General features: G+C 69.8%; 15 protein-coding genes. 7 read left to right on the top strand and 8 right to left on the bottom strand.

The features are described 5' to 3' along the window. Positions 1 to 42 precede the first annotated feature (42 nt). From WJM96_RS19485 to WJM96_RS19495, 3 genes are read left to right on the top strand one after another with little or no spacing between them, the layout of a single operon-like run. A complete protein-coding gene (locus tag WJM96_RS19485) occupies positions 43 to 918 on the top strand; it encodes a DMT family transporter (RefSeq protein ID WP_424814211.1) in 876 nt (291 codons plus the stop codon). Then, positions 915 to 2,306, top strand: a complete 1,392-nt coding sequence (locus WJM96_RS19490) for an L-lactate permease (RefSeq protein ID WP_424814212.1) — start codon at positions 915 to 917, stop codon at positions 2,304 to 2,306. Before WJM96_RS19485 ends, WJM96_RS19490 begins: the two co-directional genes overlap by 4 nt. A gap of 2 nt (positions 2,307 to 2,308) precedes the next feature. Further along, entirely contained in the window at positions 2,309 to 2,950 is a 642-nt protein-coding gene (locus tag WJM96_RS19495; RefSeq protein ID WP_424814213.1) for a DNA-3-methyladenine glycosylase family protein, read from the top strand. Positions 2,951 to 2,969: 19 nt separating this feature from the next. On the opposite strand, the gene WJM96_RS19500 is transcribed toward WJM96_RS19495, so the two are convergent. Together WJM96_RS19500 and aceA are read right to left on the bottom strand one after the other, a co-directional pair. After that, positions 2,970 to 3,146, bottom strand: a complete 177-nt coding sequence (locus tag WJM96_RS19500) for a hypothetical protein (protein ID WP_424814214.1) — start codon at positions 3,144 to 3,146, stop codon at positions 2,970 to 2,972. A gap of 14 nt (positions 3,147 to 3,160) precedes the next feature. Continuing rightward, positions 3,161 to 4,504: an isocitrate lyase gene (aceA, locus tag WJM96_RS19505; protein WP_424814215.1), complete on the bottom strand. Its 1,344-nt coding sequence runs from the start codon at positions 4,502 to 4,504 to the stop codon at positions 3,161 to 3,163. 135 nt (positions 4,505 to 4,639) lie between these two features. Between aceA and WJM96_RS19510 the strand changes: the two genes are divergently transcribed. Further along, the gene (locus WJM96_RS19510) at positions 4,640 to 6,040 is read left to right on the top strand and encodes a helix-turn-helix domain-containing protein (RefSeq protein ID WP_424814216.1); all 1,401 of its coding nucleotides are present in this window, start codon (positions 4,640 to 4,642) and stop codon (positions 6,038 to 6,040) included. 25 nt (positions 6,041 to 6,065) lie between these two features. On the opposite strand, the gene WJM96_RS19515 is transcribed toward WJM96_RS19510, so the two are convergent. Continuing rightward, positions 6,066 to 6,353, bottom strand: a complete 288-nt coding sequence (locus WJM96_RS19515; protein WP_424814217.1) for a cell envelope biogenesis protein OmpA — start codon at positions 6,351 to 6,353, stop codon at positions 6,066 to 6,068. Positions 6,354 to 6,452: 99 nt separating this feature from the next. Further along, positions 6,453 to 7,424, bottom strand: coding sequence for a tripartite tricarboxylate transporter substrate-binding protein (locus WJM96_RS19520; RefSeq protein WP_424814218.1), 972 nt, complete (start codon positions 7,422 to 7,424; stop codon positions 6,453 to 6,455). Positions 7,425 to 7,558: 134 nt separating this feature from the next. Between WJM96_RS19520 and lepA the strand changes: the two genes are divergently transcribed. Continuing rightward, positions 7,559 to 9,364, top strand: a complete 1,806-nt coding sequence (gene lepA / locus WJM96_RS19525) for a translation elongation factor 4 (RefSeq protein ID WP_424814219.1) — start codon at positions 7,559 to 7,561, stop codon at positions 9,362 to 9,364. Between the two features lie 58 nt (positions 9,365 to 9,422). Next, positions 9,423 to 10,361: an aldo/keto reductase gene (locus WJM96_RS19530; protein WP_424814220.1), complete on the top strand. Its 939-nt coding sequence runs from the start codon at positions 9,423 to 9,425 to the stop codon at positions 10,359 to 10,361. Positions 10,362 to 10,398: 37 nt separating this feature from the next. Here the strand turns inward: WJM96_RS19530 and WJM96_RS19535 are convergent, their stop codons facing one another. Then, positions 10,399 to 10,980, bottom strand: coding sequence for a helix-turn-helix domain-containing protein (locus WJM96_RS19535; protein ID WP_424814221.1), 582 nt, complete (start codon positions 10,978 to 10,980; stop codon positions 10,399 to 10,401). 28 nt (positions 10,981 to 11,008) lie between these two features. Between WJM96_RS19535 and WJM96_RS19540 the strand changes: the two genes are divergently transcribed. Beyond that, a complete protein-coding gene (locus WJM96_RS19540) occupies positions 11,009 to 11,221 on the top strand; it encodes a hypothetical protein (protein ID WP_424814222.1) in 213 nt (70 codons plus the stop codon). Here the strand turns inward: WJM96_RS19540 and WJM96_RS19545 are convergent. The 3 genes from WJM96_RS19545 to WJM96_RS19555 all read right to left on the bottom strand — a co-directional run bounded on the left by WJM96_RS19545 (position 11,218) and on the right by WJM96_RS19555 (position 15,081). Continuing rightward, positions 11,218 to 12,612, bottom strand: a complete 1,395-nt coding sequence (locus tag WJM96_RS19545; protein ID WP_424814223.1) for a cation:proton antiporter — start codon at positions 12,610 to 12,612, stop codon at positions 11,218 to 11,220. The two genes, WJM96_RS19540 and WJM96_RS19545, sit on opposite strands and share 4 nt — an antisense overlap. Before the next feature lie 136 nt (positions 12,613 to 12,748). Then, positions 12,749 to 13,879 (bottom strand): type III PLP-dependent enzyme, encoded by a 1,131-nt coding sequence (locus WJM96_RS19550; RefSeq protein WP_424814224.1) that lies wholly within the window; start codon positions 13,877 to 13,879, stop codon positions 12,749 to 12,751. Between the two features lie 422 nt (positions 13,880 to 14,301). Next, the gene (locus WJM96_RS19555) at positions 14,302 to 15,081 is read right to left on the bottom strand and encodes an SDR family oxidoreductase (RefSeq protein WP_424814225.1); all 780 of its coding nucleotides are present in this window, start codon (positions 15,079 to 15,081) and stop codon (positions 14,302 to 14,304) included. Between the last annotated feature and the right edge of the window lie 19 nt (positions 15,082 to 15,100).

Here is a 15,100-nt window from a genome sequence, read left to right on the forward strand (position 1 = left end):
GGGCGTTGCTTCGCAAGCGTGGCGGCAGCATACCCTCGGGCGATGATGACGCGCTTCGCGGCGCTGCCCGGCAACCTGCGCGGCGCGATCCTGATGGCCATCGGCGCCCTGCTCTTCGCCACGGAGGCGTTGTTCATCCGCTGGATGAACGATCGCGGCGTGCCGGTGACGACGCAGCTCTTCGTCCGCTCCATGGGCCAGCTCGTCTGGGTGCTGCCGCTGATCGCGACGGGAGGCCTGGCCGTCTTCCGCACCGCGCGGCCCGGCATGCACCTGCTGCGCGGCTTCTGCTCGACCGCGACCTGGGGCCTCTACTTCCTCTCCTTCGCCTTCCTGGACCTCGCCACCGCGACGGTCCTTTCCTTCACCAACGTCATGTTCACGACACTCCTGGCCGGGCCATTGCTGCGCGAGCGCGTGGACGCCGCCCGCTGGGCGGGCACCATCGCCGGGCTGCTGGGCGTCGCGGTGATGCTGCGCCCCGGCGCCGATGTCTCCGCCATCGGCGCGGCGGCGGCGCTGGCGGCGGCGCTGTCCTGGTGCGGCATCACGCTAACCTCGCGCAGCCTCTCGCGCACCGAGCGGACCGAGACGGTGCTGGCCTGGGTCGGGCTCGTGACCACCGCCTGCACGCTACCGCTGGCCATCTGGAACTGGGTGCCGTTGGGCGCGGCGGATGCGATGATCCTGATGGTCTTCGGGCTTTTCACGCCGGGCATCATCTGGCTGGTCACGGAAGCGCTGCGCGCGGGTGAGGCCAGCGCGGTCGCGCCCTTCCAGTATCTGCGCCTCGTCGTCATCTCGGGTTTCGGCTGGCTCCTCTTCGGCGAGGTGCCCGATGCCTGGACCTGGCTGGGCGCGGGCATCATTCTGGGCGGCGCCGTGGTCATCACGCTCAGCGAGGCCCGGCGGCGATGATCCTCGCGCTCCAGGCCGCGCCACTCCTGCTGCTGCTGGCGCTGCTCGCCAGCGGAAGGGCGAACCCCATCCAGGCCTGCGCCCTCGCGCTCGCGGCTGCGATCCCGGCCGTCCTCGTCACGCTGCGGGACGGTGTGGCGTTGCCGGGCTTCCTGCTGGAGGAAACGCTGCGCGCGGCCTTCCTGGCCGTGCAGCCCATCGCGGTGGTGGCGGGCGGGCTGCTCTTCCACGCGGCGGTCGAGCGCCCGTCGGGCGACGCGCATCGCCCGGCCACGCCCGCGCGGGTCTTCGCGGCGGCGCTGCCGATGGGCCTGTTCCTGGAAAGCGTCACCGGCTTCGGGGTGGGCTCGGTCTTCGCCCTCTCGGCCTTGCGGGGCATGGGCATCCGCGGCGCCGTCGCGGTGGCGCTCGCCGCCCAGGCGCAGCTCATGGTGCCCTGGGGCGCACTGGGCCCCGGCTCCTCGATCGGCGCCGCGCTGGCCCATGTTCCGGCGCAGGACATGGTGGCGCTGGTCGCCTGGCCGAACGCGCTCTGGATCGTCGCCCTCGCGCCCGTGATCTGGCACCTGCAGGCACGCGCCGGCGTGTCCGTGCCGCCGGGCGAGAAGGCGATGCAGGCGGTGATGCTCGCCGTGATGGCCGCCCTGCTCATCGCGCTGCATCTCGTCCTGCCTTTCGAGACGGTGGGCATGGTGGCGAGCGGCATCGTCGCCGTCTGGGCGCTCTGGCGCTCCGACCCGCCGCGCGACCTCGGAACGGCGCTCCGGGCCGCCTGGCCCTACCTGCTGCTGACGGCCTGCCTCCTGGCCGCGCGCGGCGTGCCCAACCCGCCCGCCTGGCGACCCTTCCCCGAACTGCCCGCCCTGCCGCTGACGCATGTGGCGGCGGTTCTCTGGATCGTCGGCCTCGGCATCCTGGTGAGCCGGACGAACGGGCTCGCGCATGCGGCGGCGGCCCTGCGCCGGGCGAAGCGCCCCGCGATCTCCATGGTGCTCTACGTCACGCTCGGCCGCTGGCTCGCGGGCAGCGGCGTGGCGCTGGCCCTCGCCCAGGCTCTGATCGGCGGCAAGGGCGCGCTGGCGGCCTATGCCATCGCGCCCATGGCCTTCCTGGGCGGCTTCATCACCGGCAGCAATGTCGGCGGAAATGCCGCGCTGATGCCGATGCAGGTCGCGCTCGGCGAGGCGCTGGGCCTGCCCACGCTGCTGGCGCCCGCGCTGCAGAACTTCGCCGGCGGCGCCGGCGCGGGCATGAGCATCGCGGCCACCGCCATGCTGTGCCTGCTGCTCGGCGACGGGACGCGGCCCGTGCAGGTCTGGCGGCAGCTCTGGCCCTCCATGGCGCTGGTGCTGTCGATCGGCACAATGACACTGCTTTTCCTGAGGTAATCATGGCCGACTGGCTGGCTGCCGAACGCAGGCTTCTTCGCGACAAGACCCTCCGCCCCCTCATCAAGCGCGTAGGCCCCTGCGCGCTGGAGCCCGTGCTGCGGGATCCCTACGAGGCGCTGGTCAGCGCCATCGCGCACCAGCAGGTGCATGCGCGCGCGGCCGAGGCGATCCTGGGCCGCTTCACCGCGCTCTATCAGCTGGAGGGCTTCCCCTCCCCGCGCTTCGTGCTGGATCTGCCGCCCGAGGCGCTGCGCGGCTGCGGCTTCTCCGGCAGCAAGGTCGCCGCCATCCGCGACATCGCGGAGAAGACCGTGGGCGGCCTCGTGCCGACACTGGAGGAAGCCGCCGACATCCCCGACGACAAGCTGATCGAGCGGCTCGTCGCCATTCGCGGCGTCGGGCGCTGGACGGTGGAGATGCTGCTGATCTTCACGCTCGGCCGCACGGACATTCTGCCCGTCGATGATTTCGGCGTGCGCGACGGGTGGAAGCTGATCACCGGCGCCGAGGAGCAACTCAAGCCCAAGGAGCTCGCCGCGATCGGCGAGGCCTGGAAGCCCTGGCGGAGCATCGCCGCCTGGTATCTGTGGCGGGCCTCGGACGAGGGGAAGAAGGTGAAGGCGAAGACGGTGGGCGCCTAGGCACCCACCGTTCCCGGACTCAGCGCGGGGGCATCCCCGGCGGTTCCACACTCGCCCAGCCATGGGAGTGGACGAGGCCCTCGTCATGCTCCCATTCCATCGGGCGGATCACCTGGCGCCTGGGGCCCGGCGGATGCGGCGCCTCGCGCGCCCAGCCGTGGTCATGCACAAGCCCGTCGTCGTGCCGCTCTTCCATGATCGTTTCCTCCCTTACTTGGCCATGGCGGGCTGCGGCGCCGCGCCATGCGTGTCGAACTGCGCGGTCTCGGTCGAATGGGCCATCGCCGTGGTGCTCGACCTGCCGCCGCTCGCCGCCATCGCGACCGCGTCGAAGTAGCCGACGCCCACCTCGCGCTGGTGGCGCACGGCCGTGAAGCCCTCGGACTCGGCTGCGAATTCGCGCTGCTGCAATTCGCTGTAGGCGCCCATGCCGCGCGACGCGTAGCCCCGCGCCAGATCGAACATCGAGAGGTTCAGGCTGTGGAACCCCGCGAGCGTGACGAACTGGAACTTGTAGCCCATGGCGCCGAGCTCGCGCTGGAAGCGCGCCGCGGCCTCGACGCCCATCTTCCGCTGCCAGTTGAAGGAGGGCGAGCAGTTGTAGGCGAGCATCTTGCCCGGGAACTCGCGATGGATCGCCTCGGCGAAGTCGCGCGCGTCGTCGAGGTCGGGCTCGCTCGTTTCCCACCACAGCAGGTCGGCATAGGGCGCGTAGGCCAGGCTGCGCGCGATGGCGTAGGCCTTGCCCATGCCGGGCGTGATGCGGAAGAAGCCCTCCGGCGTGCGCTCGCCGCTGAGGAAGGGCCGGTCGCGCTCGTCGATATCGGCGGTGAGGAGCTGCGCGCTCTCGGCATCGGTGCGGCAGAGGAGGACCGTGGGGACGCCCTCCACATCGGCCGCCAGGCGCGCGGCGTTCAGCGTGCGGATGTGCTGGCTGATCGGCACCAGCACCTTGCCGCCGAGATGCCCGCACTTCTTCTCGCTGGCGAGCTGATCCTCGAAATGCACGCCCGCCGCGCCGGCCTCGATCATGGCGCGCATGAGCTCATAGGCGTTGAGAGCACCGCCGAAGCCGGCCTCCGCATCGGCCACGATGGGCGCCATGTAGTGCGTGCGATCGTCGCCCTTGCCCTCGGCGCGCTCGAGCGTCGCGATCTGGTCGGCGCGGCGCAGAGCGTTGTTGATGCGGCGGATCACCGTCGGCACCGAATCCACGGGATAGAGCGACTGGTCGGGGTACATGGTCGCCGCGCTGTTGGCGTCCGCCGCGACCTGCCACCCGGAGAGGTAGATGGCCTTCAGCCCGGCCTTCACCTGCTGCAGCGCCTGCATGCCGGTGAGCGCGCCGAGCGTGGTCACCTGCGGTTCCGTTCGCAGCAGCTGCCAGAGCCGGCGCGCGCCGTTCTCGGCCAGCGTGTGCCGGACCCGGAAAGAGCCGGCGAGGCGCGCGACATCGGCATCGGAATAGTCGCGGCGGATGCCGGCAAAACGGTGCGGATCGGAGCCCGTGGCGGAGCCGTCAGGGGAAAAGCAGGGGGTGTAGGTCGGGCGCATCTGAATTCTCCAAAGGAATATCTGTGAAGAATTCACATTGCGCGGGCCCTTTGCATCCGCGAAAATGGCTCCCACCCCGCAAGAACGTGGTGATTTTCACAAGTTTTCAGACAAATCAGTAAAGGTTGTAAAGAAATGGCGAGGCCGCTCATCGGACGCACCGTGCGCCGGCTGCGGATGGAAAAGGGGCTGACGCAGCAGGCGCTCGCCGTGCGGCTGGGCATCTCCGCCTCCTACCTCAACCTCATCGAGCACGATCAGCGTGCGGTGACGGCGGCGCTGCTGCTCAAGCTCGCGCAGGTTTTGGAGGCGGATCTCGCCGCCCTCTCCGGCCGTACGGAACGCCAGCTCGAGAGCGGCCTGCGAGAAGTACTGTCCGACCCCATGCTCGGCCTGGACGCGATTCCCGAGGAGGAGGTCGTGGCGATGGCGGGCTCCGCGCCCAATGCGGCCCGCGCCATGCTGGCGCTCTACCGCGCCTGGCGGGTGGCGCGCGAGGACGCCTCGGGCCTCGCCTTGCCCAGCGGCCGCCGCATCCTGCTGCCGACCGAGGAGACCCGCGACTTCTTCCACGAGCGCGCCAACCACTTCCCCGCACTGGAGGAGGCCGCCGAGGCCATCGGGCGTGAGCTCGGCGCGCATCCGGCGGAGCTCAACCACGCCATCGCCGAGCGGCTGCGGCGCGTGCACGGCCTGGCCGTCGCGGTGCAGCCGATGGAGCAGGCGCTACGCCGCTACGATGCCGCGACGCGGAGCCTGCTGCTCTCCGAGAGCCTGCCGCGCGAAAGCCGCGGCTTCCACATGGCCTTCCAGCTCATGCTGCTGGAGGCGCGCGACGCCACCGAGGCGGCGATGGCGGGCGCCGAGCCCTCTTCGCCCGAAGCCGTGGCCATGATCCGAATCGGGCTGCTGAACTACGCCGCCGCCGCGCTGCTCATGCCCTATGCGCCCTATCTCTCGGCCGCGCAGACGCTGCGCTACGACGTGGAGGGCCTCGCCGCGCGCTTCGGCGTCAGCTACGAGCAGGCCTGCCAGCGGCTCTCGACCTTGCAGCGGGACGGCGCGCGCGGCGTGCCCTGCTTCTTCCTGCGCGCCGACCCGGCGGGGAATGTGGACAAGCGCTTCTCGGCGGCGGGCTTCCCCTTCTCGCGCTTCGGGGGGACCTGCCCGAAATGGATCGTGCACCACGCCTTCGCGACGCCCGGCTCGACCCGCGTGCAGGTGGCGACGCTGCCGGATGGCGCGAGCTTCCTCTGCGTGGCGCGTACCGTCCGCGCACCCGCCGCCCGCTGGGGCGAGCCGCCGCCCCTTCACGTGATTGCCATCGGCTGCGACCTCTCCCGCGCGCGGGAGATGGTCTATGCGGACGGGCTGGATTTCGAGGCCGCGCAGGTGGGCATCGGCCTCTCCTGCCGGCTCTGCGACCGCGCGGATTGCCGCAGCCGCGCCTTCCCGCCGCTCGAACATCGCCTGGCCCTCGACCCCCTGGTCGAAGGCGCGGCGCCGTACAGGTTCGAGCCGGCCGCCCGCGCCTGAAGCGCGGCGCCCGGGTCAGGCGTCCTTACTTGCCGTAGTAGCCCTGCCCATAGCCCGGCGGAGGCGCGCGGTAGCCATAGGCCGGGGGCGGAGGCGGCGTGGGCGTCGTCGCGGCCCCGATCGCCGCACCGCCGGCGCCACCGACCAGCGCGCCAATGGCCGCGCCTTGGCCGCCGCCGGCAATGCCGCCGATAGCCGCGCCGCTCAGGGCGCCGATACCTGCACCGCCCAGGGCTCGCTGGCCTGGATCATAGGGGTTGGTGCAGCCCGCCCCCAGAAGAGCCACGCCAGCCAGCAGGGTCACCGTCGTCATTCGCATCGTATGCTGCTCCAGAGCGCGTCCGTCGGCCGGACGCTAACATTCCAATTCCCGGCGCCCCAAAGAGTTTCGGCGCGACGATGTCAGACGGAATCAACCCGCATTCTGCGGCTGGATCCCGGCGGCACGAGCGGCCGCGCCCCACTTCTCCATCTCGGAAATGGCAAAATCGCGGCTTTGCTCGGGCGTCAGCGTCGCGACCTCGGCGCCCAGGGTGCGGTGGCGGTCCAGCACTTCGGGACGGCTCAGCGCCGCCACGGCTTCCCGGTGCATGCGCGTGACGATGGGCTCCGGGATATTGGCGGGGCCGATGATCATGCCCCAGGTGGAGGCCTCGAAGCCTGGCAGGAACTCGGCCATGGTCGGCGTGTCGGGCAGCTGCGGCGCGCGCTGGGCGCCCGTCGTGGCCAGCGCCTTCAGCGTGCCCGCCTGGATGTGCGGCAGCGCCGCCGGCACCGTGTCGAACATCACGTCCACCCGGCCCGCGATGAGGTCCGGATGCGCCTGGGTGCTGCCGCGATAGGGCACGTAGGTGAGCTGGGTGCCGGTCTGCTGGGCGAAGAGGAGCGGCGCCAGCCGCACCACGCCAGCTGTCCCGGCGAAGGTGAAGTGGCCGGGCGGGTTGCGCTTGGCGAGGTCCACGAACTCGCGCGGCGTGCTGGCCGCGAAACCCTTGGCCGCGCACATGACGAGCGGCGTGCGCGTCGTCAGCGTCAGGAAGGTGAAGTCCCGGATGGTGTCGAAGGGCAGCCGGTAGAAGGCGGCATTCACAGGATGCCCGACGGAGACGAGACCCCAGGTGGCCCCGTCCGGCGCCGCCTTGGCGATGACATCGGTGCCGATCACGCCATCAGCCCCTGCGCGGTTCTCGACCGGAACCGGCTGGCCCAGCGCGGCCGCCATAGGTTCGGCGATCAGCCGGGCCGTGATGTCGGAGACGCCACCCGGCGTATAGGGGACGATCATCCGGATCGGGCGTGACGGAAAAGCCTGCGCGCGCAGGGGCTTGGTGCCCAGGACCAGGGCAGGCGCGGCCAGCAGGGCCGCGCGGCGGGGCAGATGCATCGAACGTTTCTCCAGCCGGGATTGCTCCCCGGTCATGGGCGCATGCTGCGGCATGTCCGGCCCCGCGTGAAGCGAAAGCTGGCCTGCCCGGATACGCGCTTTCGCTTCGGCCTCTTTGGCCCTATCTCCCGCCCATGACCGAGACTCCGCTGCCTCTGATCCGCAACTTCTCCATCGTCGCGCATATCGACCACGGGAAGTCCACGCTGGCCGACCGACTGATCCAGTCCACCGGCACGGTGGCGGCCCGCGACATGAAGGAGCAGCTGCTGGACAGCATGGAGCTGGAACGCGAGCGCGGCATCACCATCAAGGCGCAGACGGTCCGCATCCGCTACCCGGCCAAGGACGGCAACACCTACACGCTGAACCTCATGGACACGCCGGGCCATGTGGACTTCGCCTACGAGGTGAGCCGCTCGCTCGCCGCCTGCGAGGGCTCGCTGCTCGTGGTCGACGCCTCCCAGGGCGTGGAGGCGCAGACGCTGGCGAACGTCTACCAGGCCATCGAGGCGGGCCACGAGATCGTCCCCGTCCTCAACAAGATCGACCTGCCCGCCGCCGAGCCCGAGCGCGTGAAGCAGCAGATCGAGGATGTGATCGGCCTCGACGCCTCCGACGCCGTGGAGATCAGCGCCAAGACCGGCCTCAACATCGAGGGCGTGCTGGAGGCGATCGTCACCCGCCTGCCCGCACCCACGGGCGATGCGGGTGCGCCGACCAAGGCGCTGCTGGTGGACAGCTGGTACGACAGCTACCTCGGCGTCGTCGTGCTCGTGCGCGTGAAGGACGGCCATCTGCGGAAGGGCCAGAAGATCCGCATGATGTCCAACGGCGCCACGCACACGGTGGACCAGGTCGGCTACTTCACGCCGAAGATGATCCCGGCCGACAGCCTCGGCCCGGGCGAGATGGGCTACCTCACCGCCGGCGTGAAGACCGTTGCGGACACCAGCGTGGGCGACACCATCACCGACGACCGCGTCCCCGCCACCGAGGCGCTGGCGGGCTTCAAACCCTCCATCCCCGTGGTGTGGTGCGGCCTCTACCCCATCGATGCCGATGACTTCGACAAGCTGCGCGAGGCGCTTGGCAAGCTGCGCCTCAACGACAGCAGCTTCCACTTCGAGCAGGAGACCTCGCTGGCGCTCGGCCTCGGCTACCGCTGCGGCTTCCTCGGCCTGCTGCACCTCGAGATCGTGCAGGAGCGACTGTCGCGCGAGTTCGACCTGGACCTGATCGCGACGGCGCCCTCGGTCGTCTACAAGCTGCGCAAGAACGACGGCGTGGTCGAGGAGCTGCACAACCCGGCCGACATGCCGGACCCGACGCTCATCGACGCCATCGAGGAGCCCTGGATCAAGGCGACGATCATGGTGCCGGACGAGCATCTCGGCGCCATCCTGACCCTCTGCAACGAGCGTCGCGGCCAGCAGGTGGAGCTCACCTATGTCGGCACGCGCGCCATGGCCGTCTACCGCCTGCCGCTGAACGAGGTGGTCTTCGACTTCTACGACCGCCTCAAAAGCGTCAGCCGCGGCTATGCCAGCTTCGACTACCAGATGGACGGCTATGCCGAGGGCGACCTCGTGCGCATCTCCATCCTCGTGAACAACGAGCCGGTGGACGCGCTCTCCTTCATGGCGCACCGCTCGCAAGCCGAGCGGCGCGGGCGCAGCATCTGCGAGAAGCTGAAGGAGCTCATCCCCCGGCAGCTCTTCAAGATCCCCATCCAGGCCGCCATCGGCGGGCGCGTCATCGCGCGCGAGACCATCTCCGCCATGTCCAAGGACGTGACGGCGAAGTGCTACGGCGGCGACATCAGCCGCAAGCGCAAGCTCCTCGACAAGCAGAAGGAGGGCAAGAAGCGCATGCGGCAGTTCGGCAAGGTGGAGATCCCGCAGAGCGCGTTCATCGCGGCGCTCAAGATGGACGCGTGACCTTGCCGGCGCGCTGAACCGGGACCACTCTCCGCCCTCGAAACGAAGGGGGCGGGCGATGGAACAGCGGCAACTCGGCGACAGCGGACTTCTGGTTTCGAGCATCGGGCTCGGCTGCAACAATTTCGGCGGCCGGCTGGACCTGGAAGGCACGCGCAAGGTCATCCACGCCGCCTTCGACCACGGGATCACCCTCTTCGACACGGCCGATGTCTACGGCAACCAGGGCGGCTCCGAGGACCTGATGGGCCAGGTGCTGGGCGCCCGCCGCAAGGACATCGTCCTCGCCAGCAAGTTCGGCCTGCCCATGGATGGCGGGAGCGGCCGGCTGCGCGGCGGTTCGCGCCGCTACATTATGTCCGCCGTCGAAGCGAGCCTCAGGCGCCTCCGCACCGACTGGCTGGACCTCTACCAGTACCATCGCCCCGACGGCATCACGCCGACCGAGGAGACGCTGCGCGCGCTGGACGACCTCGTGCGGCAGGGGAAGGTCCGCTACCTCGGCTGCTCCAACATGCCGGCCTGGCAGGTGGTCGAGGCGCAATGGACCTCGAAGCACGAAGGGCTGAACCGCTTCATCTCCTGCCAGGACGAGTACTCGCTGCTGGTGCGCGGCATCGAGCAGGAGCTGACGCCCGTCGCCGCGCGCTACGGGATGGGCCTGCTACCCTACTTCCCGCTGGCGAGCGGCATGCTCACCGGCAAGTACAAGCGCGGCGCGCCGCCGCCCGAGGGCACGCGCATGGCCGGGACCGACCGCTACGCGCGCTACCAGACCGAGGCGCGGTTCGACGTGGTGGAGAAGCTGGAAGCCTTCGCCAAGGCGCGCGGCCATTCGCTGGTGGAGCTGGCCTTCTCCTGGCTTCTGGCCAAAACGCCGGTCAGCAGCGTGATCGCGGGCGCGACGAAGCCGGAGCAGATCGCGGAGAATGTGAAGGCCGGCGACTGGAAGCTGACGCCGGCGGAACTCGCGGAGATCGAGGCTCTGAGCGGCTGAATCACCACTTCGGCAATTCGCCGAATCGGATCGGGCGCTATCGCCGCGCCAGCGTGACCACGTAGCGGCAGGGCGCGTCCGACGCATTCGCGTATTCCCGATCCATCGGCACCGAGAAGTCGAAGGCCAGGCAGTCGCCCGGCCGCATCTCGGTGGCCGTGGCCCCCTCGCGAATCGTCAGGCGGCCGGCGATCAGCCAGACCGAATGCCCGCGCATGAAGGCATAGGACGCGGCTGGATAGGCGACGCGCGCGCCGGGCGGCAGGTCCACATGCACCATCTCGATCTCGGCGCCGGGCGGCGAGAGCTGGCGGCGGACATAGCCGGTCTCCGGATCGGTCCAGACCGGCTGGTCCGCCGCGCGCGCCAGCCGCCCGCCGCCGCCATCCGCCTCGGCCCGCGCCAGCAGCGCCGAGACCGTGAGGCCGAGCGCGCCCGACAGGCGTCCGAGCAGCGAAGCCGTCGGGCTCGCCTCCGCGCGCTCCACCTTGCTGATCATGGCGCGCGAGACGCCCGACGCCTCGGCCAGCTCGGCGATGGACCAGCCGCGCGCCTCTCGCTCGCGCCGGATACGGCCGGCGAGGAGGGATTGCAGGGGGTCATCCACGATCATGGACATATGATCACTTTAGTGGAAAGCTGCCCGCATGATCAAGCCTGCCGGAATCGGACATAATGGTGGTCCGCCCCTGGACCCCGACGCTTCCTGGCGCGGCTATGTCTGGCGCCGGGCCCACAAGAAGGCCTGGAAGACGCCGCCGCGCGAGATCGCGCTCCGCCGCCTCGCCCGCGCCGAGGAACTGGGCATGACCTACAAGGAATACACGCTCGAGATCCTGGAGCGCGGCAAGTACCTCTAGCGCGCCCGAACGGCGGCGGGCGCGCGAGCCGGCCGGGAGAAAAGCGTCAGCAAGGGCCCGGTCATGATCGTGGTGATCACGGCCATCATCACCAGCACCGTGAAGATCATGGGCGACAGGATGCCCATGTCGTAGCCGATGTTGAGCGCGATCAGCTCCATCAGCCCCCGCGTGTTCATCAGCGCGCCCACCTGCAGCGCCTGCCGGAGCTCCATTCCGGCCAGGCGGGCCGCGACGGCGCTGGCGCCGAGCTTGCCGGCGGTCGCCACCGCGACCACGACGAGGCAGAGGAGCCAGCCATCGGTGTCGCCCAGCAGGTCCATGCGCGTCCGCAGGCCCGTGAATGCGAAGAAGAGGGGCAGGAGCATCACGCTCGAGAAGCTCTCCACCCGAAGCCCGATCCGGTGACGGAACCCCTTGACGCTGGGCATGACCGCGCCCGCGAGGAAAGCCCCGAAGAGCGCGTGGATCCCGATCAGCTCCGTCATCAGCGAGCCCGTGGTGACCAGCAGGACCACCAGCGCCAGCACCCCGGTCTGCGGCTCCTCGGCGGCGAGGGCGCGCTCGCCGATCAGGCGCGGCAGGAGCGGGCGCACGACCAGCAGCATCGCCGCGACGAAGAGGCCGGCCAGCGCCAGCGTCACCACCGCGCCGCCGAGCCCGGTCGCACCGGCGATGGCGACGACGAAGGCCATGATGCTCCAGGCCGTGATGTCGTCCACGGCGGCGCAAGCGATGGCCATCTGGCCGAGCGGCGTCCGGGACAGGCCGCGCTCCTGCAGGATCCGCACCAGCACCGGGAAGGCGGTGATGCACATGGAGATGCCCATGAAAAGCGCGAAGCTCGTGAAGCTGGCCGAAGGGCCGGCGTAGTCCTGGAAGAGGAAGAGGGCCAGCCCCACGCCGAAGGCGTAGGGCACCACGATACTCGCGTGGCTGACGGCGACCACCGCACGGGCGCGATTGCGAAGGTGGGCGAGGTCCAGGTCCATCCCGACCGCGAACATGAAGAGGCAGATGCCGACCTGGCTCAGGAGCCGCAGCGTCCCCAGCGAATCTGCGGGAAAGATGGCGGCGAACAGGCCCGGCGCGACCAGCCCGAAGAGGGAGGGGCCGAGGAGGATGCCAGCCGTCATCTCGCCCACCACCGCCGGCAGGCCCATCCGGCGGAAGACGAGCCCGGCGAGCCGGGCCGCGGCGATGATGACGATGATCTGGAGGAAGAGGCGCGCGAGCGGCGAGTCCAGACGGCTCAGGAGGGGGGCGAAGGGGTCCGCCGCGGTCGCGCCGACCGCCGCCGGTCCCTCCCATCCGGTCCCAACGTGCATCACGCCGATGATCGCCAGGAGACCGAGAACCACCGTGGAGACGTAGAAGGCGGTCAGCTTCATCGGGTATTCGTCTCCGGGCGCGATCGCCCCAGAATGCCCAAGCGCCCCTCCTTCGACAAACCGCACGAAAAAGCCCCGGGAAGCACGCTTCCCGGGGCTATTCACGCCTGCCGCGCCAGAGCGCGTCAGGTCAGGTTCAGATGTAGTGCTCGGCCAGGGGCTCGAAGCCGTTGAACTTCTGGCTGGCATAGGTCGTCACATAGGCGCCCGTCGCCAGGAGCTCCACGCGGTCGCCAGGCTGCAGCGCCACGGGAAGCCGGTAGTTGGACTTCTCGTAGAGCGTATCCGTGCTGTCGCAGGTCGGGCCGGCGATGGTCACGGGGCCTTCCGCCGTGCCGTCATGCGGCGTGCGGAAGGCGTACTTGATCGCCTCGCCCTCGGTCTCGGCCAGACCGCCGAAGCGGCCGATATCCAGATAGACCCAGCGGACGGGGTCGTCCTTGCCCTTGCGGCTCACGAGCACGACCTCGGCCTGGACCACGCCGGCATCGGCCACCAGGAAGCGGCCGGGCTCGATCACGATCTCGGGCAGGGCATTGCCGAAATGCTCGACCATGGCGCCCATGATCGCGGAGCCGAACTCGTCGATCTCCGGCACCTCGGCCTTGTAGCGGACCGGGTAGCCACCGCCGAGGTTGACCATGCGGACCTTCACGCCGGCATCCACCAGGTCGGTGAACAGCATGGCGACCTTGGCGATCGCGGCCTCATAGGCCGCGGTGCGGGTCTGCTGGCTGCCGACATGGAAGGACAGGCCAAAGGGATCGAGGCCCAGCTGGCCCGCCTTGACCATCAGCTCCTTCGCCATCTCGACCTCGCAGCCGAACTTGCGGCTGAGCGGCCATTCGGCGCCGTCATTGCCCACCAGGATGCGGCAATAGACGCGGCTGCCCGGCGCGGAGCGGGCGAGCTTCTCCAGCTCCGCCTCGCTGTCGAAGGCGAACATCCGCACGCCGCGCGCATAGGCGGCCACGATGTCGCGCTCGCGCTTGATGGTGTTGCCATAGGAGATCGCGTCCGGCTCTGCCCCGGCTTCCAGGCACATCGAGACCTCCTGGAAGGAGGCGGCGTCGAAATGCGAGCCGAGGCCGACCAGCCGCTCCAGCACCGGATGGGCCGGGTTGGCCTTCACGGCATAGTAGATGCGGGCGAGGGGAAGCGCGTCCCGCAGGCGACGGAAATTCGTCTCCACGCGATCCACGTCCAGCACCAGGCACGGCGTCGCCGGCTGGTTGTCAGCAAGGAAGCGAGCGACCTTAGGGGTCATCGCACCACCCTCCACAAACCATGTGGAACCAGCCCCATCCTCGGGGGCGGCCCCAGATTGACGAAACGGTCGAACGAACCAGCGACCAGAAGAAAACCGGATGGTTGCCCATCCGGGGTTGCCAGAACGCTTGACGTCGTTGCGTAAACCTTGCGCCGCGGTGGCAAGCCTGAAGTTCGGCTCAGCTCCGTGGGCCTGGGGCCAGAGGCACGTGCGTACTGCGTCTTGTGACGCGCACTTAGGACCCATCGACGCGCGATGCAAGCAGCTTCGGGCGTCAGGGCGGATTTTTTTCGTCTCTACCCGGCAGGGCCGGAAAACGCCTCCGAAGCTACGCAGGGCCTCAGGGGGAAACGCCGGAAAAGCCGGGGGGAACGCCGGAGCGTTTCCGGCGCGTGTCAGCCATGTGTATGGCGCATCCGTTACAGCGTGCCCGGATAGGAACCGCCGTCGAGCAGGATGCTCTGGCCCGTCGTGAATCCGGCATGGACGGAGCAGAGGAAGGCCGCGAAGGCGCCAAATTCCTCGGCCGTTCCGAGGCGCCCGGCCGGGATGGCCTTGACCGCCTGCTTCTCCAGCTCGTCCACCGCTGCGCCGCCCTGGGCGGCCACCTGCCGCCAGTTGCCACGCACGCGATCCGTGTCGAAAGGCCCGGGAAGCAGGTGATTGATGGTCACGTTGTTCACCGCCACCCGCCGCGACAGCGAGGCCAGGGCGCCCGTCAGCCCCGCCCGCGCGCCGTTGGAAAGCTCCAGCCGGGCGATGGGCGCCTTCACCGAATAGCTGGTGATGTTCAGCACCCGGCCGAATTTGCGCTCGATCATCTTGGGCAGCACGGCTTTGATCAGGGCAATGGGCGTCAGCATGTTGGCCTCGACCGCACGGCGCCAGTCGTCCAGCTCGAAGCCCGAGAATTCGCCCTGCGGCGGGCCGCCGGCATTGGTGATGAGGATGTCCGGGTCTGGCAGCGCGGCGAGGACGGCGGCGCGCCCGGCCTCGGTGGTGATGTCGCCCTGGACCGTCGCGACCTTGATGCCCGTCTCGTCGCGGATGGCTTTCGCGGTGGCTTCCAGCGCCTCGCCGCCCCGGGCGGTGATGACCAGTTCCACCCCTTCGCGGGCCAGCGCGGCGGCGCAGCCGCGGCCCAGCCCCTTCGAGCCGGCGCAGACGATCGCGCGGCGCCCCTTGATTCCGAGATCCATCGATCTTCCTCCCAGATTG

It is taken from the genome of Roseococcus sp. YIM B11640 (assembly GCF_049727625.1).
GTDB lineage: Bacteria > Pseudomonadota > Alphaproteobacteria > Acetobacterales > Acetobacteraceae > Roseococcus.

Bases quoted from the DNA above. Each gene is read 5' to 3' on its own strand.
- WJM96_RS19485 (WP_424814211.1), top strand. From the start codon at position 43: ATGATGACGCGCTTCGCGGCGCTGCCCGGCAACCTGCGCGGCGCGATC.
- WJM96_RS19490 (WP_424814212.1), top strand. From the start codon at position 915: ATGATCCTCGCGCTCCAGGCCGCGCCACTCCTGCTGCTGCTGGCGCTG.
- WJM96_RS19495 (WP_424814213.1), top strand. From the start codon at position 2,309: ATGGCCGACTGGCTGGCTGCCGAACGCAGGCTTCTTCGCGACAAGACC.
- WJM96_RS19500 (WP_424814214.1), bottom strand. From the start codon at position 3,146: ATGGAAGAGCGGCACGACGACGGGCTTGTGCATGACCACGGCTGGGCG.
- aceA (WP_424814215.1), bottom strand. From the start codon at position 4,504: ATGCGCCCGACCTACACCCCCTGCTTTTCCCCTGACGGCTCCGCCACG.
- WJM96_RS19510 (WP_424814216.1), top strand. From the start codon at position 4,640: ATGGCGAGGCCGCTCATCGGACGCACCGTGCGCCGGCTGCGGATGGAA.
- WJM96_RS19515 (WP_424814217.1), bottom strand. From the start codon at position 6,353: ATGACGACGGTGACCCTGCTGGCTGGCGTGGCTCTTCTGGGGGCGGGC.
- WJM96_RS19520 (WP_424814218.1), bottom strand. From the start codon at position 7,424: ATGCATCTGCCCCGCCGCGCGGCCCTGCTGGCCGCGCCTGCCCTGGTC.
- lepA (WP_424814219.1), top strand. From the start codon at position 7,559: ATGACCGAGACTCCGCTGCCTCTGATCCGCAACTTCTCCATCGTCGCG.
- WJM96_RS19530 (WP_424814220.1), top strand. From the start codon at position 9,423: ATGGAACAGCGGCAACTCGGCGACAGCGGACTTCTGGTTTCGAGCATC.
- WJM96_RS19535 (WP_424814221.1), bottom strand. From the start codon at position 10,980: ATGTCCATGATCGTGGATGACCCCCTGCAATCCCTCCTCGCCGGCCGT.
- WJM96_RS19540 (WP_424814222.1), top strand. From the start codon at position 11,009: ATGATCAAGCCTGCCGGAATCGGACATAATGGTGGTCCGCCCCTGGAC.
- WJM96_RS19545 (WP_424814223.1), bottom strand. From the start codon at position 12,612: ATGAAGCTGACCGCCTTCTACGTCTCCACGGTGGTTCTCGGTCTCCTG.
- WJM96_RS19550 (WP_424814224.1), bottom strand. From the start codon at position 13,879: ATGACCCCTAAGGTCGCTCGCTTCCTTGCTGACAACCAGCCGGCGACG.
- WJM96_RS19555 (WP_424814225.1), bottom strand. From the start codon at position 15,081: ATGGATCTCGGAATCAAGGGGCGCCGCGCGATCGTCTGCGCCGGCTCG.